General features: G+C 41.1%; 24 protein-coding genes. 2 read left to right on the forward strand and 22 right to left on the reverse strand.

Going from position 1 to position 23,535, the window contains the following annotated elements:
- Positions 1-17: 17 nt before the first annotated feature.
- From ODU46_RS03075 to ODU46_RS03160, 18 genes are all read right to left on the reverse strand, one after another.
- Entirely contained in the window at positions 18-527 is a 510-nt protein-coding gene (locus ODU46_RS03075; protein ID WP_044771276.1) for a DUF3278 domain-containing protein, read from the reverse strand.
- Positions 528-558: 31 nt separating this feature from the next.
- Entirely contained in the window at positions 559-1,317 is a 759-nt protein-coding gene (locus ODU46_RS03080; RefSeq protein ID WP_044763778.1) for a DUF3169 family protein, read from the reverse strand.
- A complete protein-coding gene (locus ODU46_RS03085) occupies positions 1,314-1,529 on the reverse strand; it encodes a helix-turn-helix transcriptional regulator (protein WP_012028279.1) in 216 nt (71 codons plus the stop codon). The genes ODU46_RS03080 and ODU46_RS03085 overlap by 4 nt, the downstream gene beginning before the upstream one ends.
- Before the next feature lie 12 nt (positions 1,530-1,541).
- Positions 1,542-2,108: a DUF3267 domain-containing protein gene (locus ODU46_RS03090; protein WP_230333700.1), complete on the reverse strand. Its 567-nt coding sequence runs from the start codon at positions 2,106-2,108 to the stop codon at positions 1,542-1,544.
- A 4-nt stretch (positions 2,109-2,112) separates the two neighbouring features.
- Positions 2,113-2,310 (reverse strand): hypothetical protein, encoded by a 198-nt coding sequence (locus ODU46_RS03095; RefSeq protein ID WP_230333702.1) that lies wholly within the window; start codon positions 2,308-2,310, stop codon positions 2,113-2,115.
- Positions 2,294-2,518 (reverse strand): hypothetical protein, encoded by a 225-nt coding sequence (locus ODU46_RS03100; protein ID WP_230333704.1) that lies wholly within the window; start codon positions 2,516-2,518, stop codon positions 2,294-2,296. Before ODU46_RS03100 ends, ODU46_RS03095 begins: the two co-directional genes overlap by 17 nt.
- A gap of 36 nt (positions 2,519-2,554) precedes the next feature.
- Positions 2,555-2,743: a hypothetical protein gene (locus ODU46_RS03105; protein WP_158457022.1), complete on the reverse strand. Its 189-nt coding sequence runs from the start codon at positions 2,741-2,743 to the stop codon at positions 2,555-2,557.
- Positions 2,744-2,956: 213 nt separating this feature from the next.
- A complete protein-coding gene (gene alaS, locus ODU46_RS03110; protein ID WP_398579210.1) occupies positions 2,957-5,575 on the reverse strand; it encodes an alanine--tRNA ligase in 2,619 nt (872 codons plus the stop codon).
- Positions 5,576-5,781: 206 nt separating this feature from the next.
- The gene (locus tag ODU46_RS03115) at positions 5,782-6,330 is read right to left on the reverse strand and encodes an LURP-one-related/scramblase family protein (RefSeq protein ID WP_398579211.1); all 549 of its coding nucleotides are present in this window, start codon (positions 6,328-6,330) and stop codon (positions 5,782-5,784) included.
- Positions 6,331-6,473: 143 nt separating this feature from the next.
- Positions 6,474-7,475: a peptidylprolyl isomerase PrsA gene (gene prsA, locus ODU46_RS03120; protein WP_109371642.1), complete on the reverse strand. Its 1,002-nt coding sequence runs from the start codon at positions 7,473-7,475 to the stop codon at positions 6,474-6,476.
- Positions 7,476-7,537: 62 nt separating this feature from the next.
- Positions 7,538-8,257, reverse strand: coding sequence for an O-methyltransferase (locus ODU46_RS03125; RefSeq protein WP_043034995.1), 720 nt, complete (start codon positions 8,255-8,257; stop codon positions 7,538-7,540).
- A gap of 74 nt (positions 8,258-8,331) precedes the next feature.
- The gene (locus ODU46_RS03130) at positions 8,332-8,880 is read right to left on the reverse strand and encodes a DUF6630 family protein (protein ID WP_024384845.1); all 549 of its coding nucleotides are present in this window, start codon (positions 8,878-8,880) and stop codon (positions 8,332-8,334) included.
- Positions 8,881-8,890: 10 nt separating this feature from the next.
- On the reverse strand, positions 8,891-9,337 hold the full coding sequence (locus ODU46_RS03135) for a hypothetical protein (protein ID WP_205028372.1): 447 nt from the start codon (positions 9,335-9,337) through the stop codon (positions 8,891-8,893).
- 1 nt (position 9,338) lies between these two features.
- Positions 9,339-11,141: an oligoendopeptidase F gene (pepF, locus tag ODU46_RS03140; RefSeq protein WP_398579212.1), complete on the reverse strand. Its 1,803-nt coding sequence runs from the start codon at positions 11,139-11,141 to the stop codon at positions 9,339-9,341.
- Positions 11,142-11,369: 228 nt separating this feature from the next.
- On the reverse strand, positions 11,370-12,311 hold the full coding sequence (locus ODU46_RS03145) for a competence protein CoiA (protein ID WP_398579213.1): 942 nt from the start codon (positions 12,309-12,311) through the stop codon (positions 11,370-11,372).
- A gap of 63 nt (positions 12,312-12,374) precedes the next feature.
- Entirely contained in the window at positions 12,375-14,378 is a 2,004-nt protein-coding gene (metG, locus tag ODU46_RS03150; RefSeq protein ID WP_398579214.1) for a methionine--tRNA ligase, read from the reverse strand.
- 350 nt (positions 14,379-14,728) lie between these two features.
- Positions 14,729-15,478: a hypothetical protein gene (locus ODU46_RS03155; protein ID WP_336372530.1), complete on the reverse strand. Its 750-nt coding sequence runs from the start codon at positions 15,476-15,478 to the stop codon at positions 14,729-14,731.
- 81 nt (positions 15,479-15,559) lie between these two features.
- Positions 15,560-16,171, reverse strand: a complete 612-nt coding sequence (locus ODU46_RS03160) for a DUF3885 domain-containing protein (RefSeq protein ID WP_336372529.1) — start codon at positions 16,169-16,171, stop codon at positions 15,560-15,562.
- A 122-nt stretch (positions 16,172-16,293) separates the two neighbouring features.
- Between ODU46_RS03160 and ODU46_RS03165 the strand changes: the two genes are divergently transcribed.
- Complete coding sequence (locus tag ODU46_RS03165; protein ID WP_253215326.1) at positions 16,294-17,169, forward strand: CPBP family intramembrane glutamic endopeptidase; 876 nt, start codon at positions 16,294-16,296, stop codon at positions 17,167-17,169.
- 22 nt (positions 17,170-17,191) lie between these two features.
- On the opposite strand, the gene ODU46_RS03170 is transcribed toward ODU46_RS03165, so the two are convergent.
- The 4 genes from ODU46_RS03170 to ODU46_RS03185 form a co-directional block, all read right to left on the reverse strand.
- Entirely contained in the window at positions 17,192-17,842 is a 651-nt protein-coding gene (locus ODU46_RS03170) for a DUF975 family protein (RefSeq protein ID WP_398579215.1), read from the reverse strand.
- A gap of 372 nt (positions 17,843-18,214) precedes the next feature.
- Positions 18,215-19,096 (reverse strand): DUF975 family protein, encoded by an 882-nt coding sequence (locus ODU46_RS03175; RefSeq protein ID WP_398579216.1) that lies wholly within the window; start codon positions 19,094-19,096, stop codon positions 18,215-18,217.
- Positions 19,097-19,218: 122 nt separating this feature from the next.
- The gene (locus ODU46_RS03180; RefSeq protein WP_398579217.1) at positions 19,219-20,607 is read right to left on the reverse strand and encodes an amino acid permease; all 1,389 of its coding nucleotides are present in this window, start codon (positions 20,605-20,607) and stop codon (positions 19,219-19,221) included.
- A 159-nt stretch (positions 20,608-20,766) separates the two neighbouring features.
- Positions 20,767-22,428, reverse strand: a complete 1,662-nt coding sequence (locus ODU46_RS03185) for a hypothetical protein (protein WP_105115666.1) — start codon at positions 22,426-22,428, stop codon at positions 20,767-20,769.
- Positions 22,429-22,583: 155 nt separating this feature from the next.
- Here ODU46_RS03185 and ODU46_RS03190 point away from each other — a divergent pair, with 155 nt between their 5' ends.
- Positions 22,584-23,411 (forward strand): exodeoxyribonuclease III, encoded by an 828-nt coding sequence (locus tag ODU46_RS03190; protein WP_012775042.1) that lies wholly within the window; start codon positions 22,584-22,586, stop codon positions 23,409-23,411.
- Positions 23,412-23,535 lie beyond the last annotated feature (124 nt).

A 23,535-nucleotide genomic window follows, 5' to 3' on the forward strand; every position in this document is an offset into this window, starting at 1 on the left:
AGCTAACTCCATTCAAACTAAATAAGCTTGATTTTCTTACGGTTAACAATATAGAAACTAAGGAATCCAACAAGAGTCAGCAGAACAACTGTCATAGGAGTGACAAACTGGAAATACTCGGCTGCAGATGTCCCGCTTTCCTGTGGAATTTGTAACTGCCAGAGACCAATACTAACTAGCAGACTGTATACTGCAATCTGTAGGGTTTGAAACAGAGTTCGTTTCATCATTTTCTTCCGAGCCAATTTCACATCAGCCTTTGCAACAAACAATTTATCCAGTCCCAACTGTTTGATAATGGCGTCCTGTTTGAATTGAGAATAAACCAATGTCAAGAAGAGGCTGATTCCCATGACATCTTCTCCCAGCGCAAAGCTAACTAGAAAGCTCACCAGTGTCACTGTCATAAAAAGCATATACATATTGTTGCCGAAATTGGTCAAGGTCGCATAAGATACCTCGTCTAACTCACCAACAATATCATAGAAATAACGAATTGCTTTGATGTGTACATTTTCCTTTTTCATAGCTATTACCTAAAAACCTTTCATAACATTCTTATTTGAAGTAACGACGGATCATGCGAACCTGCATAACATTGATGTAAACGTGAAGAAAGGCAACAACTAGAAAGGCTGTAATTTGTCGCTCCTGCAATAGCATGCTAAGTACAAATAGGAATAGATACAAACCTGGTAACACGATTTGATTCAAAGTGAAGACGATTTGAAAACTCATTTCGTAGTTTGCTTGTTTCTCACCCTCGTCCATTGCCTCCATAAAATCCTTCACTTCTTTTACCGTAGCAAAAGCAGACAACTGATAGTCACGAATTTTCTGAGTTAATTTCATGATAAAAATCTGACCAATGAGAAGAATAACATAGAAAACTGCATCAAATATTGATCCGTACATGATCGCACTCTCTTCTAAGAAGGCAACACCAAAACCTAATCCTAAATTTAAAAGAGTCAATGACGCAGCAATATTAAACATTATAATCGCATATTCTAGGTTACGATACATTTTCATATTTAGTTCATCTGCCCGTTCCTCATCCTCATCTGAAATCGAATGATAAAGTTTATACGATTGATTTGCCTTAAGCCCAAGATATACAGTTCCGGCGAAAATGACAAAAGTAACGATACGCAAACAAAATAGAAAGTTATCTAGATTGACAAAAGACGGCAATCCAAACTTATCAATCATTACTCCAAAAAAGCCACAAAATGCTCCAAAAATTGCCCCTAAAAACAAATAGGTAAGGTTCCTCATCCATCTTTGTTTTGTTGTAATTTGTTTCCCCTGTTTCATTCTTCAACCTCCACTAATTGAAAGACATTCTCCACATTTTCATTAAAAATCTGTGCTATACGCATGGCAATGACCACCGAGGGTGTGTATTCGCCCCGTTCAATCAAGCTAATAGTCTGCCGTGATACTTCTGCTAACTTTGCTAGCTCTGTCTGATTGAGACCATCTCTGGCTCGCAATTCCTTGAGCCGATTTTTTAAGACATATTCCATGAGTTTTCCTTTCTAGGCTTGGTATATAATCAAGCCTGTTTCTGTGTCTTCGACAGCTATATTTTCCTTGGCAAACTTAACCAATAAAAGATAACTATAGTAGAAATCCCCCGCACAAGATGCAGCGTGCATGGTTGCCAGCATGAAGTAAAGAGTACTATTCATCATCCCCAAACCTGCTAACATTGTCAATCCCAAACTAATCACAACAAAGGGTGCCAAGCTGATTACTAACATTTGCATCCGATTGTAGAGCGAACCTGGACTGGTCGCATAGGCCATGCCCGATTTCCATTTAAACCCGTATTTGACAGGATTTTCAGGACAAAAAACTTTGAAGAAGATGCCGTGGATAGCCTCATGTACAACTATTAAAAGAATATAGATAGGGAAAAGCAACCATACCTTAGATACAGCCAGTTCCGAGTATTGCGAACCGTTAGCTATCAACCAACTGCCTATCATTCCAAATACGAAGGCAAATGGAAAGATGAGTGCCACAGCAAGAATATTCAAACCCCAGACAAATTTCTTATTTTCCATGATATTAACTTCAAATAATTTCATTTTCGCTTCCATGTTTCTACTCCTTAGATTTATTTTTATAAAATAGCAGAGCTGTCACCAATGTCGCCAGCAATGGAGGAAATAGATAACTTATCCCAGTTAAACTCATCTTAAAGCCTAGCCAATATAAAACTTTAAACACCAGAATATTGATCAAAAATAAGCTTAGGAAAAGTACCAACACTTTCATTCCGTTTTTAATTGTCTGACTCATTTTTCTTCTCCTTTTTGCTGCTGAGAGAGACTTCCAAAATCCATATAGACCACATCATCATCAACAAGAGCGTCATGTCCATCTCCTGACCAAATACCATGGTTTGAAGCAAACTATAAATCAAATATAGTGCAACTAGAACCTGCACTCCTCGCACAACGCTTGTTCCTGTAATCAAAATTCCTTTTTTATTGCTATTGTTTTTCATAACTTTCCACCACTTACTTTCGACAAATTTTTCCTTTTACTCTTTTCTGCCAGCTAGTTTCTTCAAGCGCTCATCTGTCACTGCGATGGTGCAAATAGCAAGAACGACATGGGTTTTATCCAACTGCTGCCATTTCATAATGTCAGCCAGCAAGACAAAAACTAGATAGATGGTAGCGATAAGTTGTACAAAACGTGTAATGTCAATTTGATTTATCTTTTTCATATTTATTTCCTACTTTCTGTTTATTTACCCGATGAATTCGTTTTCATCTCTTTGTCTTGATATCATTGTAACACTTCCTTTTCTTTTTGACAAGTATCTTTGTCAAAAAGTGTATGAAATTTGTCAAAATGTAGCGAATGATGGTCAGAATGACTATAATAAGATACAAAAAAACTCTTCTACCCATTGGATAAAAGAGTTTTACGGTATAGATTATAAGTTGTCAGCTACGCTGTTCAAGAGGGTTTGGATAGCAGAAGCATCGCTACCACCTGCCATAGCCATGTCTGGCTTACCACCACCACGACCTGCTACGATTGGAGCAAGGACTTTGATGAGGTTACCTGCATGAACATCGCTTGATTTGCTAGCTACAAGGACATTGACCTTGTCACCGATTGCAGCAACCAGCACCAAGACATCTGAGTAGTCTTTTTGTTTCCAGTTGTCAGCAAAGGTACGGAGAGCACCTGCGTCTGATACTTGGACTTGGCTGGCAATGTAGCGAATGCCGTTAGCATCTTTGACATCTTTGAAGACATCACCAGCAGCGGCTGCCGCTGCTTTTTCTTTCAGAGCTGCATTTTCTTTTTGCAGGTCACGAACTTGCTGAGCAAGACTTTCAACCTTGTTTGGTACTTCCTTGATCTGCGGTGACTTGATGGTTGCCGCTACTTCTTTGAGGGCATCTTCTTGGTCACGGTAGGCAAGGAAGGCTTCACGGCCTGTTACCGCAATGATACGGCGAGTACCTGAACCGATACCTTCTTCTTTCAAAATCTTGAAGATACCGATTTCAGCGGTGTTGCCAACGTGGGTACCACCACAGAGTTCAACAGAATAATCACCAATTGTCACCACACGGACATTTTTACCATATTTTTCACCGAAGAGGGCCATGGCACCCATTTCCTTGGCTGTGTCAATATCAGTTTCAACCGTCACAACTGGAATGGCATTCCAAATTTGCTCATTGACTTCTTCTTCAATACGACGAAGTTCTTCCGCAGTAACTGCCTCAAAGTGCGTAAAATCAAAGCGGAGGAAGTCTTGCTCATTCAAGGAACCAGCCTGCGTTGCATGCTCACCGATAATATTGTGAAGAGCTGCATGGAGCAAGTGAGTTGCTGTGTGGTTCTTCTCAACACCCTTACGGCGTTTTGTTTCGATTTCAAGTGTGTAGGTTTGACCAACTGAAATGCTTGCGGACAGTTCAACTGTGTGCAATGGTTGACCATTTGGTGCTTTCTGCACATCGATGACAGTCGCAACAATGTCTCCAGCAGCATTTTTCACAAAACCATGGTCTGCAACCTGACCACCCATTTCTGCATAGAATGGTGTTTGGTCAAAGACAAGGAGAGCTTGACCTTCTGAGACTGCTTCTGTACGCTCATTATCAGCCACAATGACAGATAAGCTTGCCTCAAGAGCTGTTTGCCCATAAACAAAGGTAGACTCTTCTGTGATAGCAGCTAGGGTTTCATTTTGCATCCCCATTGAACCACCTTTGACAACTGAGGCACGTGCACGGTCTTGTTGCTCTTTCATAGCCGCTTCAAAGCCAGCAATATCAAGAGTCATACCACGGTGCTCAGCCAATTCTTCTGTCAATTCTACTTGGAAACCATAGGTATCATAGAGTTTGAAAATGTCACGACCATCAATCTCAGACTTACCTTCTGCTGCCAATTTGTCCATCAATTGCTCAGCAAATTGTGAACCTGTATGGATAGTACGAGCAAACGACTCTTCTTCACTCTTAACAATCTTCTCAATGAAGGCACGTTTTTCAAGTACTTCTGGATAGTAGCTTTCCATGATATTGCCAACTGTCTCCACCAATTTGTACAAGAATGGCTCCGTAATACCCAAACGTTGACCATGCATAGAAGCACGACGAAGGAGACGACGAAGGACATAACCACGGCCTTCATTTCCAGGAAGGGCACCGTCACCAATGGCAAATGAAAGAGCACGGATGTGGTCTGCGATAACCTTGAAGCTCATGTTGTCGCCATCTTGGTCATAGGTCTTACCAGAAATCTTTTCTACTTCACGAATGATTGGCAAGAAGAGGTCGGTTTCAAAGTTGGTCTTAGCCCCTTGGAAAATAGCTGCCAAACGCTCCAAACCAGCGCCCGTATCGATGTTTTTATTTGGCAATTCCTTGTATTCAGAACGCGGAACAGCTGGGTCTGCGTTAAACTGGGACAATACGATATTCCAAATCTCAATGTAACGGTCATTTTCAATATCTTCTTCCAAGAGACGGATACCAATGTTTTCAGGGTCAAAGTCAGTACCGCGGTCAAAGAAAATCTCCGTATCTGGACCAGAAGGACCTGCACCGATTTCCCAGAAGTTATCTTCAAGCGGAATCAAGTGGCTTGGCTCAACACCAAGAGCAATCCAGCGGTTATAAGAATCCACATCATCTGGATAGTAAGTCATGTAGAGCTTGTCTTTTGGAAAGGCAAACCATTCTGGGCTTGTCAAGAGCTCAAAGCCCCACTCAATCGCTTCATCACGGAAGTAATCACCAATCGAGAAGTTACCAAGCATTTCAAACATGGTGTGGTGGCGGGCTGTCTTACCAACGTTTTCAATATCGTTGGTACGGATAGATTTTTGAGCATTTGTAATCCGTGGATTGTCAGGAATGACAGAGCCATCAAAGTATTTCTTGAGGGTTGCCACACCAGAGTTGATCCACAAAAGAGTTGGATCGTTTACTGGGACAAGATTTGCTGAAGGCTCAACAGAGTGCCCCTTTGATTTCCAGAAATCCAACCACATTTGACGAATTTGAGCAGAAGATAAATTTTTCATAAATTTAAGATACTAAGGGCGTTAAGCGGACACCGTCAAAATAGGAAACCTGACGAAGACGCTTGCGTCTAGGAAGTGTTTCTCTTTTTGACAAAGTCCGTAGCCCGAGTTCATTTCAGAATAAACTCGATGCCCTTTCCTTTCATAAGTGATAGTTAGGCGGGTTCAATTTAACGAAACAGTTAAACTGAATGATTATTTCACGATTAATTCGATGCATCTTCCATCATTTCGATGTAGTCAATTGCGACCACCAAGGAAATGACCAAATCTGCATAGGAGTCCTCCAATACAGTAACGGAGTAATGAGAAGTTAAATGAAAGAGTTCTTTGGAGATTTCGGCTACGAGCATACCATCTGGCCTTTTCAAGCGAAAATCCAAATCCCAGATATTTCCGTCTAAGATTAAACCTAGATTTTCCAAAGTATAGCGATCCTTGAAAAAAGTAAATTCCTTTTGCAAGTAGAAAGAATGACCATTTGCCATATCAATGGTAAACTGGGGCAGGAAGGTCAAAAACTTCTTAGTAATCTGACAAACTTCCCCACCTCTGGAATCGGTCACGATAAAGCGTTTTGGAATTTCGAGAAAAGATCCCTCCACTTGATAAGCAAGATCCCCAAAACTATCACGAATATCAAATTTTTCACCACCAAAGGTAAAGCGTTGTTTGACTTGAAATTGCTTCATGATAACCTCAAAAAAATAACAAGAAACCAAACGAAGGGCGAAAAACCGCGGTACCACCTTCATTCAATGACTTGTCATTCTCATTTCATAACCTATATTCAATTGTTCTATTAAGTAGCAAGATACTTGGCTTAGATGGCTCGCAACAACCGCCAATTTTCTGAACTAAGTAATCAAGTATCTATTCTTAATAAGTAAAGCGTCAATTATTGACCTGAAGAACTAGAAGATTCTGTTGTAGAAGAAGAGCTTTCAGTCGACGAAGAGCTACTTTCCGTTGATGAAGAACTGCTTTCTTCTGTTGTCACATATTGTGAAAGAAGATTTTGGAAAGCACTGTCTTTAACCTTAACGTTTGCTTTTTGGAGCGCTTCTTTCAGCACAGTAGCAACAAATGTTGAATCACTTTGCTTTTGCGCCAAAATAATTTCCTTCAACTTATCCTTGTAGTCTTCCCATTTGGCAGATTTTTCTGACTTTGCTTCCAGTTTTACAACATAGTAGCTAGTTGTATAAGTTGTCATATCTACTACTGAAATAACGGATGCCCCTACTTGACCTGCATCCAAAGCAAAGACCGCTTTTTGAACTTCTGTAGGAACAGTTGTTGAAGTTGAATCGAATTTAACTTCGCCTCCATTGTCTTTTGTAGCAGTATCCGTAGAATTGTCTTTTGCCAATTGAGCAAAATCTGCACCTTCAGCTTGTGCTGCAGCTAAAACCTCTTTTGCTTTTGCTTCGTCTGTCAATTTAATGATACGTGCAGTCACTTCTGGTGTATAAGCGTCATAAGCCGCCTTGTAGTTCTCATCGGTCAATTCCTTCTCAGCAGCCTGTTTTACAGCATACTCAACTAATTTATTAGTACGGATTTGTTCTTTGTATGTTTCTTGAGTCAAGCCAGCTGAAGAAAGAGCTGTTGCAAATGAATCACCATATTGCTCTGCCATTTTGTTATAAGCCTCGTCGACTTCTTTCGCAGTCACTTTGTCACCATACTGCTCTTCAAATACATTACTAATAATCATTGACAATAGAACTTGTTGAGCTTGAGAGTTTGTTTTTACCTTCTCATAAAACTCAGACACAGTAATCGTGTTGCCTTTCATCGTAATGATATCTTTATCAGCTGCATTGGAACAAGCAGCGAGTGTTACCGCAGCAAAGAGTGTTACTGCTCCCGCGAGAATTTTTTTAGTTTGCTTCATTTAAAGACTCTCTCCTTTTTTTCGTTAACCCTTTCATTATAACACAAAAGCTTAAAAACTTCTTAAATTTCTGTATGTTTTAAGTCAACATTTTCCCTATTTTTTCTCAACATAAGGAGACCGTCACTCATGGAAACAAGACTAGCAGTCACATCTGGATTATCCAAAGTCGCATCGAATAAACGTTGCAATCCCTTATAAATAGTACGCTGCCCTCTTCTGACATCCTTGATGTCCTTGGCAACATCTCCTCCTTGGAAGATGTCATCCAAAATGATTAAACCGCCTACTTTGACCTTTTTCAAGACTTCTGGTAAAAATACAATATATTTTGATTTAGCAGAATCCATGAAAACAAAATCATATGTGTTATCTGGTAAAGTCGGAAGAATATCCATGGCTTCCCCTTCCAGCAATTCAATCTGCTGGCGCTGATCATATTTGGCAAAGTTTTCCTTTGCAAAGCCAATCATTTCTTCATTTCGATCAATCGTTGTAATCTTCGAATGCGGGCTATTATCAGCCATCAGTAACGCAGAGAAGCCAATAGCAGTTCCAATTTCTAAAATACGTTTAGGTTGAAGTGTCTGCATCAGCAAGCGGAAATAGGCTACCGTTTCATGAGGGATGACTGGAATATTTTCTTGACGAGCAAACTCTTCCAGTTCTTTCAAAAAACCTGTATTTTGCGCCTGACGTGTTCGCATAAAATCCACAATTTCTTCCTTAACGACAGGACGGCGCATATTGTGATTTGCGTTTTTGCTATATGATTCGACCATAGAATCCATTATATCATAAGCCGACAAGATTTTCTTCCTCAACACACTAAAAGGTAGGTTTCCCCACCTTTTCTTTACATATTTTTGGCGTAATCAATTCGATACCCTAAATTTCCAGCTAGTTCTTGAAGTCGAACAAAAGTCGCTTGCTTACTGAAAAAGAGATAGTAACTATCCGTGTCCATATCTACTGCCCCTAGACAAAAGTTTTCATCAAGATATTTGCTATCAACGACTCTTGCCCATTCTGAAATAGAGGCAGCTGGATTTAATCCATCTGAATCCAATTTGAGAGAAATCCCTGCATTGCGGACTTGATGAAGACGGTCAAAAAAGTAGATAAAATCTTCAAGATTATCCTTATAATCACGCACACAAATATAGTTCAAATGCTCTAGTAATTTTATCAAGATTAACCAAAGATTTTCCTTTTCAGACTCCCCAACACGGTCCAAGAAATCATCGAATGAATCTGGTTCTAGGATGCGTTCAATAGAGTTTAGAATCTGATTCGGATCACTAGCAAAAACCACATCTCTAAGTTGGAGAAATAGCTCCCTGTCACCATTTGACATGAGGTCCGCCAGTTCAAAAATGTCCTGTAGCTGTTCTTCCGTTAACATAATACCTCCATTATGAATTTGAAAAATCCCATCTTATATGCGGTGCCACTTGCTCTACAAAATGGTAAATATCATTAAAATCTGCACCATCAAGCTTATTCAAATTGACGACTGCAAGTAGTACTCCCTTATTTCCTACGATTCGCAAACGTTTCGACTGATAGCCACGATAGACGGGAGAAACGATGTATCGAATCTCCGCAATCTCTTCTAACGAATGGCGCTGATAGTCTCCTCCTGCTCTGCTTTGATATTCTAAATACTGCTCATTCAAGACAAAGACAGCTCCCTGTTTGCGCAAAAAATAAGCATATAATGCTGACGGAATATTCAGCAATAAATAACACAATCCTGAAACCACTGCTGGTTCCGGCTTTGTCATTAAGCCAATTCCAATCAAGACCAAACCAATACTGACTGCGACTGGTATCACAATCGAACGTTTATAGGAAATCATATTAGAGGTGCACACCTTTCTCAACGAGAGCTTCTAATTCTTCCAAACGAGCTTCAAATACCTTGAAAGCATCGTTGAGGTAATCTTCCTTGGTCATGTCTACGCCTGCTTTGGCAATGACATTGAGGGAATAATCTGAGCTACCAGCCTTCAAGTAGTTGAGATAGTTTTCTTTGTCTTCTGGACTACCATTGACAATCTTGTTTGCTAGAGCTGATGCTGCTGCGAAACCTGTCGCATACTGATAGACATAGAAATTATAATAGAAGTGTGGAATACGAGCCCACTCAAACTGGATTTCTGGATTTTCTTCTGCAGAAAGTCCGTAGTATTTCTCGTTTGTCTGACCATACAATTCATTGAGGAAATCAGCCGTCAAGACTTGACCTTCCTGGTCTGCCTTATAGATAGCCTGTTCAAACTCGGCAAATTGGGTCTGGCGGAAGACTGTACCACGGAATCCATCTAGGTAATGGTTGAGAATGGCAAAGCGTTCCTTGTCATCTTCTACTTCTGCCAAGAGTTTTTCTGTCAAAAGATTTTCATTGGTCGTTGAAGCAATTTCAGCCAAGAAGAGGGAATAATGTCCATAGACATAAGGTTGAGTCTTACGAGTCAACATAGAATGAAGTGAGTGGCCTGTTTCATGGATAAGAGTGTACATGTTATCCAAGTTATCCTGCCAGTTGAGAAGCATGAAGGCGTTTGTGTCGTAGGCACCGCCTGAATAGGCACCTGAGCGTTTTCCTTCATTAACATGGACATCAATCCAGCGGTTTTCAAAGGCTTCCTTCACAATAGCCGAATACTCCTCACCGAAAATTTCCAAGGTTTCTTGGCATTTTTTGAGAGCATCTTCATAAGAAATCTTGGTACTGAAATCTGACAATGGTGTGTACATATCGTACATCTTCAAGTCATCAATACCCAGGAGTTTCTTACGCAAATTGATGTAACGGTGCAAGAGCGGAAGGTGCTTGTTGACTGCCACCACTAATGTATCGTAAACGGATTCTGGAATGAAATTAGCTGCAAGTGATGCGTGACGGGCTGAATCGTACTTCCGCAAACGAGCTTTCAGGTTATTGACCTTGACATTAGACTGAAGGGTCTTAGCGTAGGTATGCTGGAACTGCTCGTAGGTTCCGTACATGGCCTCATAGGCTTCTTGACGGACGTCGCGGTTTTTAGACTCCATAAAGTGGATGTAGTTACCGTGTGAAAGTGGCACCAAGTGACCGTCTTCATCTGCGATTTCTGGGAAACGCAGGCTGGCATTGTCCAAGACTGAGAAGGTTTCAGCAGGTGATTCGAAAATCTCGCTGGTCGCTGCCAATACTTCTTCCACCTCTTGTGACAGGACATGGTCCTTAGCCGCTAAAAGTTTTTCAAATTGGTGGCTGTACTGAACAAGAGCTGGCTCTTCTGCCTTAAAGGCTTCCAACTGCTCTTCAGTAATGGCCATAAATTCAGGCTCATAGAAGGCAAAAGCCTGTGAAAAGACCGAATACAAGCCCATGGCTTTAGCTTGAAATTCCTGGTATTTGCCTTCACGAGTATCTTGGTCGTTCTTCATAGACGCATAGACATAGAGTTTTTCAATGCGACGCATTAGACCAAGTTGCGTTTCGCTGATTGTCAAAAGGCTCTTCGCTGAGTCGAGCAAGTGACCTGCAAATTCTTTTGTTTTTTCAGTTTCAGCTTGTAAATCTGCAAGTTCTGCTTCCCAGACTTCATCGGTTGGGAAAATAGTGGTCAAATCCCACTGGTATTTTTCTTCAATTTCGTAACGTTGTTTAGACATAATTAATCCTCCGTATCCTTTATTCTAACATAAAAAATCCCCTCTTTCCATAGGAAAGTGAGGGCTTATTGGTTACTATTCAACTGGAAAATAGTTTTTGGCATTCGCTATAGCAAGTCGCCACTAGGATAATAAAGTCTACAACCCTCACCAACAGTAGCATGACTAACATAAAATAACGAGCATATTTTCAAAAGCAATATATACACCTCCATCAGCTATCTCTATTTACATTGGTTTTCTATAAATTATAGGTGGATATAGAACCTGTTTCTGCTTGTCTTCAATACTGTCGTAATACTGGTCAAAATCCTGATAGACTGGGCTTAAATCTTTTTGTATTTGGGCAAAGCCAATGGCAGAGCGGGGTAGACGGATGTGGGGATACCATTCTTCTGCCGTCTTTGTCAGCAAATTCTCCCCTCGGCTATAAGACTCTGCCTGTAGGGCTAACCAATTGGGGGATTTGTAATAAAGCTGTTGAGCAATGTAGCGAGGCAAATCCCTATCTAACGGGCAAGTAAGATGCGATAAAGCTTGCTTGGCAAATGGCAGACGCAAGATTTCCAATAAATTTCCCTCGCCAAATGGAAAAACCTTTGTCAGACAGTGGACCTTACCTCGTAAGTCTTCATGAATAAGGTAACGAAGACGCAATTCTTTTTTCTCATCATCCAATTCCCAGAGGTGAAAACCCATGTTCATACTAAAAGAGAGGAATTGCTTGTGTAATTTGCTTAATCTTTCTTTTAACCATAGGCCTTTTCCCAACAGCCAGAGAACCTGAAGACCAGCTTCATGATAGGCTTGCGTCCTCGCCTGCAAACGAGAAATGGGTAGACTGGAACACTGTACTTCCAAAGCTAGACTATTATTAACAAATAAATCAGCGACCTGCCCTATACTAGGCAGGCATTTTTCAAGTTCAACTTGTTCGTCATTGATTAACCAACTGTACAGACAAGACTTAAGGGACAGGTGCTGGGCCGACTCATTCTCGGAAAAGTATGTGCAGTCCCGCAGGGTTACGTGGGCAAAGTGCGAACGCAGAACTTTTCCGGATTTGTATCGGACCAGTCCTCCACAACCTGGACAGCAAAAGCGACCTTGCGGCGCAGGATTTTCCAAGACATTAAAAACTTGTCCATCTTCATCAAGTGCAACTAACATAAAACCTCCTTTCTATATTAGTTCGCAAAAAAACACCCAGCTGTGCTGAGTGTTTGAACTTTCTTACCCAATCTGACTGCCGTTTGGTACTGATGGATCGACTGTTAAGAGTGTTAAATTGCCGTCGTGTTCGGCTGAGAGGATCATGCCCTGGCTGAGCAAGCCCATCATCTTACGTGGCTTGAGGTTAGCAACGATTTGGACTTTCTTGCCGACCAACTCCTGCTCATTTGGATAGTACTTGGCGATACCTGACAGGATTTGGCGGTCCTGACCGTCACCTGCGTCCAGGCGGAACTTGAGCAGCTTGTCCGAGCCATCCACCTTGGCGACTTCCTTGACTTCGGCCACGCGGATTTCCACCTTGTCGAAGTCCTCGAACTTGATCGCGGCTTTCTCATTTTTGAGTTCAACGTCAGCCGGGTTCCACTCTTTTTCTTCCTCTTGGGAAATAGCAGAGCTGCTACCCATTTGGGCTTGGATATAGGCGATTTCCTCTTCCATATCCAGACGTGGGAAGATAGGCGTACCTTTTGTGACCACTGTCAAACCAGCTGGAAGACCTGCAAAGTCAAGGTTTTCAAGATCAAATTCTGTTCCCAAACCAAGCTGTTCCATAATAGCATTTGACGTCGTCATCATAAATGGTTGAATGAGGTGTGCCACCACACGAAGACCTGCTGTCAAGTGAGCCATAACCGCTGCCAACTTGTCACGGTCTGCTTCTTCTTTTGCCAAGACCCACGGTGCTGTTTCATCGATGTACTTGTTGGTACGGGAGATGATATTCCAGACCGCTTCCAAGGCACGCGGATAGTCAACAGCTTCCATATACTTGTGGTAGCTTGCCAAGTTGTCAGCTACTACTGCCGCCAAGTCCGCATCAAAATCAGTCACGTTAGCAACAAAGGTTGGTACCTGACCGCCAAAGTACTTGTTAATCATCGCAACTGTACGGTTGAGCAAGTTTCCAAGGTCATTAGCCAGTTCATAGTTGATACGGCCAACGTAGTCTTCTGGTGTAAAGGTTCCGTCAGAGCCGACTGGCAGACTACGCATGAGGTAGTAACGGAGTGGATCCAGGCCGAAACGCTCGACCAACATTTCTGGATAGACCACATTGCCCTTAGACTTGGACATCTTGCCATCTTTCATGACAAACCAGCCGTGAGCGACCAAGCGGTCTGGCAGCTTCATATCCAACATCATGAGCATGATTGGCCAGTAAATGGAGTGGAAGCGAAGAATGTCCTTCCCAACCATGTGGTAAACTGTGCCATTCCAGAACTTGTCATAGTTGGCTCTTTCTTCCTGACCATAGCCCAAGGCCGTCGCATAGTTGAGCAGGGCATCAATCCATACGTAAACAACGTGTTTAGGATTGGACGGAACAGGTACGCCCCAAGTAAATGAAGTACGGGATACTGCCAAATCTTCCAAGCCTGGCTCGATGAAGTTTTTCATAATTTCATTGAGGCGGCCGTCTGGCTGGATAAAGTCTGGGTGAGCATTGAAAAACTCGACCAATTTATCCTGATACTTGCTGAGGCGGAGGAAGTAGGATTCTTCTGAAACCCAGGCAACCTCGTGACCGCTCGGAGCGATACCACCTGTTACCTTGCCGTTTTCATCTCGGAAGACCTCTTCTAATTGGCTCTCGGTGAAGAATTCCTCGTCCGATACGGAGTACCATCCAGAATACTCTCCCAAGTAAATGTCGTCCTGCGCCAGCAATTTTTCAAAAACAGCCGCCACCACTTCCTCGTGGTAATCATCAGTCGTGCGGATAAATTTGTCGTAAGAGATGTCTAGCAAGCTCCAGAGCTCCTTGACGCCAACCGCCATGCCGTCAACGTAGGCTTGCGGTGTTAGACCAGCCTCTTTTGCCTTCTCCTCAATCTTTTGTCCGTGCTCATCAAGCCCTGTTAGATAGTAGACTTCATGCCCCATAAGGCGTTTGTAACGAGCCAATACATCGCAGGCAATGGTCGTGTAGGCTGAACCGATATGAAGTTTTCCAGACGGATAATAAATCGGTGTGGTTATATAAAACGGTGTTTTTGTCATGCTTTTTTCCTTTCAAATTCAGAGCAAATGAAACCCTGTTATTGACAACATCCTATTTTATCATATTTTCAGCTAAATCACAAAGCGGTTCTAAATACAAGTCTTCCTTCGCATGCTATACATATGATATGATACAAGCCGAGTAGAAAGCTAATACTCAATGAAAATCAAAAGTAGCCTAGGAAACGAAGCCGAAGATAGAACTGGAGTTCATCAAGGCAAGTTGACAACGGATAATTTTGAGTTTCGAAGAGTATAAGGTCTATCTTCTCTATAAAAGAATAGTTTCAGTCTTATCTATTGACGAATAGCGAAAAACCGGAACCAGTTTGGAACTGTTTCCGGTGTTCTTATACGATATGGAGTTGTTCAAATACATTTCCCAAATCAGCTATCATTTCTCGATGAAAATCTAAATAATAGGTTTTCTGGTCAGAATCTGGTAATTTTTCAATATCAGCTAAGATTGCTTGATAACGTTGAAGAATGCTCTTGCCAGCTTCTTTATCTATCTCATTAATTTTACCAATACCTGCTGCTATTTCATCCAAACTGTCATATTTCGCAAGTACGCCCTCTGTCCACTCACGCTTGTCTTTGTTAAGTGTGACAATCTTTTTTGTCAGCCAGTCTTCATAACTTTCCTCTTCCGTCACTAATGACTGGCTCGCAGTGGTCTTAGGCACTTGGGCAATTCTGCTTGAACGAAGGTAATTCCGATAAAACCAGATTGCAAATAGGAGGGCTAGAATAATATTGACAGGGAAGATAAAACTAAGTGCAAAGAGCACGGTCAGCCACAAGATTAACTTTAAATTCCTAGCTTCTTTTTCAGCTCTGCTATTCCTCGCTTCCCAATCATCCAATATAGACTGGGCTTGGGCAGAATAGGTTTCAACTAATTTTGCCAGTCGTAGCTTTTTCTCTGGGTCGTCTTCCAGCTCCATAGCCAAATAGGCTTGGTTGGCACGAGCCTTGGCCGCCTCATAGGTCTGGACGGTCGCCAAATATTCCGCATTGCTATTCATTTGATTCAACAAGCGGTCCGTCTGCCCTTTGATAAAAGTCCGATCTCTTGATGTTAATTTACGGTAAGGCATTGATTTGCTCCCTAAAAATTAGTTATGTACTATAATATCCTAATTACTATAGAAGACGGTCATCAGATATACATTTTCTTCCTACCCCCTCACCCTTCTCTCCATCTCCTCCATATCATAGTCAAATAGGAGGTCATGGCAGTCTGTAAAGAGCTCCAAACGTTTGTCATCATCTAAAACAGCAATATCAACTCCCCGATCATCGTAGCAATGATAGATGATATTGTCCTGACTAGATAGGAAGAGAACAGAACTTGATAGATAGTTAAAACCTCCATGGTCAGCTTTGACAATCTCCCTCAACAAAGCGTTCAGGTCTTGGTTGGTAACTGGGAAAAGATAGCGCTCAAAGACTAGCACATCTCCCGTCCAGTCCTCCACTTCTATCAACTCAGGCTCAGGAACCTTGTCAAAGTTAAATTTCGATGAAAAATGCCAGAGGTAGGTGTCTATATCCCTATCTTCCTGTCGAAGGAGCGAAAGGAGCATATAGTCGTATTCTGAACTAGCCTGCTCAAAAAGTTCTACTGCACGTGCATAGGCTCTTTCAAGATAGATTGCTCTTGGTAATTCTTCTGCTTCGTCTGCAGGCCCGATTTCAAATCTAAGAGCAAGAGGTGTGCCATAGAAGAATGGGCCCACTAGTCGATTATCTTTCAATTGGAAGGACTTTAGCCATTGATTCAATTCCATATACTATTCTCCTTATATAGCTTTGTACTATTCTACCATATACTAGGAAATTAGGTCTAGTCTTCTTTGGAAAAATATGGTAGAATAGTGAACTAGTAAAGTATCTGGCAAAAGGAGGTCCTATGAAAACCGAATTTATCAATGAGAAGGCTCAATCAGCTTTCAATCTCAACATCATCACCTCTCCTATTGTAGCTATTATTTTGTTGCTAGTAGGAGATTCACTTGGAGCAGTTATTTTCACTCCAATAAGCTTTTTACTCCCATTTAACGAGACCCTTTCTGTAAGTTTTGAACTGTTCGCTTTCGCTTTTATCAGCCTGATGGTCATTTTATGGGCACGGTATATTGAAAAAAGCCCGTGGGCAGGACTTGGTTTTACTAAAAAAGGAGCGGGAAAAGATTTTCTACTAGGTTGGGGAATCGGAGCTGCAATGCTGACCACTTGTACACTCATCATGTGGGGATTAGGCGCAATTGAATTTACAAGCATCCAGTTCTCTACAAAATTAGTCGGAGAATTTATCATCCTTATCCTTGCCTGGTCTATCCAGGGTACGACAGAAGAAATTCTAACAAGAGGATGGATGTTCTCATCACTTTCAGCTAAACACAATATTCCTATTGGTATCATTGTTTCTTCCCTCTTCTTCACATTTCTCCACCTCGGAAACAATGCTATTTCACTCATTCCAATTTTGGATTTAACCCTATTTGCCGTTCTTGCCTGCCTCATTATGCTCAAAACAGGCAATATTTGGGTGATTGGTGGCTTACACGCTGCGTGGAACTGTTTCCAAGGGAATGTTTTTGCTTTCCCAGTCAGCGGCACCGATGCTGGTCAAGCCTTTGTTCAAATCGGTATCACTGGTCCTGAGTGGCTATCTGGTGGAAAGTTTGGTGTAGAAGGCTCCGTCATCAGCTTGCTTGTCCAAGGAATAATGATTTCCTGGTTGGTTTACGACCTCTATTTCAAGCCCAAAACAAGCTCCCTATAATCATAAAAGACTGTTAGCTACTCTACAGCTGACAGTCTTTGTTTTTCAATTTTTCGTAGAAAATAGTCCTAGATAAATGATAGTAAGGAGTCACAAAAAAAGATAACAAATGAAGGGTCAATAATTCCCCAATAAACCAACCTAAAAAGGATAAATCTAACCAAATACGTTGCCAATAGTTCCCTTTCATCAAGAAACGACTTTCCCTAAATACAGCCAGGGGACCAGTATAACTAGCATTATCCAAATGGTCATACAAGACAAATACAACCTGTGAGTAGGTATAGTAGACAAAAAGGTAAATAATCATTCCTAGCAGGAAAATCGGAGCCCCTATCTTCATTAATTGACTAGGCTGATGAACTGCCAGCTCTGCCATTGCCCCCGGAGATAAGACCATCAAACTACTCATTGTGAAACCTTTAATAAATAAAGCAGCCCCTAGATTAGCTGGAAGTCCAGCCATAAAAAGAAGCAAATAATAATAAAGAAAAGTGGTCCAGATAGGCTTCTTCCATTCTGTCTTTAGAAATGAAAAACTATCTTTTAAAGAAAACTCCTGTCTATCCCCTCTTAACAATTCCAATAAATGAAAACAGGACAGACCGATGAACAGCTGTAACAGCAGAGCGAAGCCGAACTCACCTAAATAGGTCAACCCGATTGAAGACACCAATCGCCCCTCCACAAAAGCACTGTTTTGACGGAGCTCTAGAAATGTCAGTAGACGAAAAATTGTTACTGGTATAGCATAAACAATAGATAGCAAAATGGAGGGCAAAAATAGTAGTGTTGTACCTCTTGTCCGCTCGCGAGTCATCATCGCTCTTGATACTATATCATTCGTCCTCATCACAATTCCCCTCCAATTTTCTCTCCTTATTTATAAAGTCACGTCGCAAATATTCTATCTACATCGGACTACTTTACCATCCTACTATTAGTATAAAACTTTATCCATTAATTTTCCAGAACATCTCTTAAAAACAGGAAAATCCCTCCAAAATACGAAGGGATTCCTAATAATTTGTTATCACCATACTCCCTAGGCTACTGTGGAAGAGATAGCTGATTTATAAGTTGAAAACACCAATGGATTCTTGGACTTCAAATCTTCATAAAATATAGTCTGACAAGTCCAATAGTAGGGATATACGTAAAGTCCCAAAAACCCAAACGTCAAAAGAACCCCAATAAACCAGCCAACAAAAGATAAATCCAAGAGGAAACGGCGCCATTTATTCCCCTTCATCAACTGCCAGCTCTGACTGAAGAGTTTAAATGGTGAAGAATAGGTATTGTTTTCCAAATAATCATAGAGAAGAAAAGAGACCTGACTGAGCCCATATCCTACAAATAAACTACAAATAATCCCTACACATACCAGTATAAATCCTGTTTGAAAATAAGACGAACTGAAAAAAGCTGAAAAATCAGGCTGATAATCAATAGGAGCACCAAAGATGACAATGGTACTATAGAAAACTAGGTTTATCAATATCATTCCAATAACAGCAGGGAAACTTGCTAAATACAAGACCAGCATTTTCAATAATGTCATACTAAAAACCGGTAAAAAATTCTTCCCATCTAGCAAAGTGAAACACTCCGTAAAGCTAACCTTGCTTCTTTGCTTTCTCACCAGTCTTATTAGTTGAAAACAAGCTGTCACAATTAAACATTGTGCAATAAAATCAAATATGATTGACGGACCAACAGAAATAAAATGATGGGTCCAAGTAACACCATCTTTCACAATAGTTGTGCCCCAGGAGAAAGTACTAGTTTGCCCCCAGATTTGTTTTAAGCCAAATTCCGCCACTCCTGACAGAAAAGAAATCAAAACAGGTGCCAAAAACAAGGTTATCATCCCATCTGTTTGTTCACGAATAACCGTTGCTTTAGCTCGAATATCGCTATTAGACATTGCGTTTCTCCTTTCATATATCTGTATCATTGTATATATTATACTATTTTATTTTTAAGTTTTCCATTATTTCTATAAAAAAATTGTACAAAAAATCCCTTCAAATAAAGAAGGGAAATCTATTATTTGGCTTCCGAATGACGATAACCATAAAAGAAGTAAATCAAAATTCCAATGACCACGGATACTCCGAATGCTAACCAAGTATCTAAACTATATTGGAACATAAATGAAAGACAAATGATAATCGAGAGGATAGGTAACAAGGGAACAAGAGGTGTTTTAAATTGTCCATCTTTTGGCAAACCTTCGACTTGACGCAGACGAATAATGCCCAGCGCCAGCATGATCAAATAAGCTAAGGTACAGATATTGAGGAAGGAAGCAATACTTGCTAGTGGGAAAATACCTGCACAAATGGCTGCAAAAATCCCCACAAGAATGGTCGCATTTTTAGGAACCTTGCTTGTTTGTGTCAATCGGCTCAATGATTTCGGTAGCAAACCATCACGACTGATGGAATAGACCATTCTCGACAAGGCGTAGGTCATCGAAATACATACTGTAATCAATGTTAGGATTGCTACAATAGAAATATAACTCGCTGCCCAATCCAATCCAACTTCTCGAAGTGCAAAGGCAACCGCATCTGCTACATTCAACTTAGTATAGTGAACCATACCAGTCAAGACTAATGTCACTACAATATAAAGAATTGTTACAATAGATAGAGACAATACGATTCCCTTTGGTACATTCTTCTCAGGTTTTTTCACCTCATCAATCGCTAATGAAATAGACTCAAATCCCAGGAAGGCAAAGAACATGAGAGACGCTCCCGCCATAATTCCCGCCTGTCCACCATAAATGGCACCAAATCCAAAAGGAGAGAAGTTCGACCAGTTTTCTGGTTTGATAAAGAATAACCCTACTAAAATAAATAATGCCAACGCTGAAAATTTCAAAACTACCAAGGCTGAATTGAAACGAAGAGCCGCCTTAGAATTAAGCAAGACCACTCCTACTACGAAAATTAAGACGATAACTGGTAAGAGGTCTACATAGGTACCAGCAGCGGGGTTAAAAGTTCCGCTCAAAGCTGTTGGCATAGCGATACCAAAATTAGCTAGGAGTCCTTTCAAATAAGCTCCCCAACCAGATGCAACGCTCGATACAGCAGTCAAGAATTCCATGATCGTCAGCCAGCCAGCAATCCAGGCAGGAAATTCACCAAAAACCGAGTAGAGATAACCATAGGCACCACCGTTAGTCGGTATACGAGAGGCAAATTCTGCGTAAAACAAAGCTGTTAGTCCGACTGAAATTGCTGCAATAACAATTGAGATGATCAGAGCTGGACCTGCATACTGGGCTGCTGCCAAACCAGTTACCGTAAAGATACCTGTTCCAACCATCGAACCGATACCTAAAAATATCAAATCAATCAAGCCTAAATGCCGACGCATTTGACTATTGCGACCGACTGCTTGTTTTTTTCTAAATAAACTCACAAAATACTCCTTCAGAATAAGAATAGGGATACTCGACAGAACAAGCTACCGATTCCTGTCAGAGAACCACAACGCCCCATTATACCATAAGTTGAAATATTTCGCATGGGTGATGACAAGCAAAAGAGCAAGGCTTGTCTACCTCACTCTTTCTTATGATTATTCTGGATTAACCTTAAAGTTTTTAAGATAATTTTTCTTATCTAACTGACCGCTAAAGTGATCTCCTACTTTGATAAACGGTAAACGATCTGTACTATCTTCCGTTGCTTTGACTTTATAAATCTTGCCCTCAGACTCAATATAGTAGATTGTCGTACCGCCAATTGTCTGACTCGCTAAAGCTTCTACTTTTCCACTGATAACCTCAGTCTGTTCACCAACTTCTCCATTTTCAGTCACCGTCAATCCTGAAAGGCTAGAAGCATCCGTTCCTGTGACTTGAGAAATTAAGAGCGCAATATCGTTGTTAACAGTAACCTGTTGATAATCTTCAGCATCAACAAGAGCGTATGATTTAACCAAGCCGGCATCATCTTTCAAGGATACTAAATAGTAGGCTGTATCTGCCAACTTAACCAGGCTTGGAGCAGTGGCTTTATAGCCTTTTTCCTGCACTTCACCTTCTGCGGACTCTTGCGCTGCTGTTTCAGTCGCCGAAGCCAATTTGTAGTTGGTAATTTCACGAGTTCTCATATTGACAAGAATAAATCCAAGGTTGGATGAATCAGCAGTTGCTGAGGTGATACCTGTGTAGAGATAAATATCTGAGCCGATAGAAATATAATTATAGCTGTCTGTTGTATTTTTCACACCAGTTTGACTGAAAATGGTATTCCAGAAACCATTTTGATAAGTATAGTGGTCATCTACACGGCTGATAACATTGTTTGCCGAATAAACACGGTCTACCCACTCTGGAATATCCTCCAGACTATACTTCTTACTTTCCCCTGTTACTGCATCCAATACAATAGCACCAATCGGATCATTTGATGAAAGTCCAAATTTTGGCTCGTAAATCGTTGCAATATAATATGGATTTCCTTGGTCATCCACTTCGAAGGATGGTTTCCCAAAAATAGTTGTCGGGTATTGCAGGCGAAGATGACGTAAGGTATCATTCAGCAAAAATTCGGAATCTGAATAGTGCATGGCTTTGCTCAACTTGGCAAGTTCTGCCTTCCCTGTTGTCTGATTAACCTTCACGTAGTAACCAATCCCATCTTGATGGTTGCTCAGCCATTTCCAAAAATTCTTATATTCCAAAGGCGATACACGGAATGGTTGCTGACCGATAGTAATCTGGCGATAATCATCCGAAATGCCAAACTGGGAGACCTTGTCAATGGTACCTAGATAAGTATCACCGATTTTTTCGGCTGAGGCGCGATCTAGGAGGGCCAATTTGGATATGTCTGTTTCAGGAAAATCTGCTTTAAAATCCGCATCCTTGACGCTTATGACAGCAGCGTAATCCTTAGCACGAAATACACGTGAGTTGATAAGCCCCAGCCCCAACAAAGCCAGGACAACCAATACCCAAATTCGTCCCAACCATTTTAAGTAAGCTGGCAGTTGCGAGGTTTTAATCTGATAGGTATCTACTTGTCTTTGGCGACCGGAAATCTTAGTCACCTTTTGAAAAGCACCTTTGGAGCTGAACATGGAAAGTATGAGCCAAACCAGTCCGACAGATTGAAGGAAAAATATCCAGAAGTCCACACTCAAAATATTTAAAGCAGGCAGCTGGTACCAGTAGTAGATTAGCATTTCCAAAACTAGGGCTAACCAGGCAAAAACAAATAATTTTCTTTTCATAATAACCTCCTTGACACAGATTTATTAGTTCTATTGTATCACAATTTTAATGTTATAATACAAGAATTATAAAATTTTTTTCAAGTTTCCATATTCGCCTGCAACTTTTATTTTTGGTATAATGTAAAACAGTAACAGACTAGAAAAGGAAAATTATGAAACTCATTTCTTGGAACATTGATTCTCTTAACGCTGCATTGACTGCAGAATCTCCGCGCGCCCTATTATCACGCGCAGTCATCGATACACTTGTGACAGAAGACGCTGATATTATCGCCATTCAGGAAACAAAATTGTCAGATAAGGGACCGACTAAAAAGCATCTAGAAATTTTGGAAAGCTACTTCCCTGGATATGCCAATACCTGGCGTTCATCTGTAGAACCAGCTCGCAAAGGCTATGCTGGTACGCTCTTCCTCTACAAAAACCATCTAACTCCAACCATTACCTTCCCTGAGATTGGTGCTCCAACAACCATGGATTCTGAAGGGCGTATCATCACGCTAGAATTTGACGACTTCTATGTCACACAAGTTTATACGCCAAATGCTGGTGATGGCTTGAAACGACTTGCTGACCGTCAAATCTGGGATGTACAGTATGCTGACTACTTAGCAAAACTTGATAGCCACAAACCTGTTCTTGCAACAGGTGACTACAACGTTGCTCACAAGGAAATTGACCTTGCTAATCCCGCAAGTAACCGTCAATCTCCAGGATTTACAGATGAAGAACGTCAAGGTTTTACAAATCTTCTCGCAAAAGGTTTTACAGATACCTTCCGCCACTTGCACGGTGATGTTCTCAACGCCTATACTTGGTGGGCACAACGTAGCCGCACCAGTAAAATCAACAACACAGGCTGGAGAATTGATTACTGGCTTGTCAGCGACCGCATCGCCGACAAAGTAAGTAAGTCAGATATGATTGACTCCGGTGCTCGTCAGGACCATACACCAATTGTAATGGAGATTTCATTCTAATAGTGGATATTAATACTCAATGAAAATCAAAATCAGACTAGCTCCAAAGGTTTGGGGAACCTTTGGAGGTTGGAGATAGAGCGAACGTAGTTCGTTTCTACTTACGCAGATAGAACCCTGTTAC

It is taken from the genome of Streptococcus sp. 2020WUSS089 (assembly GCF_044427405.1).
Taxonomy (GTDB): domain Bacteria; phylum Bacillota; class Bacilli; order Lactobacillales; family Streptococcaceae; genus Streptococcus; species Streptococcus hashimotonensis.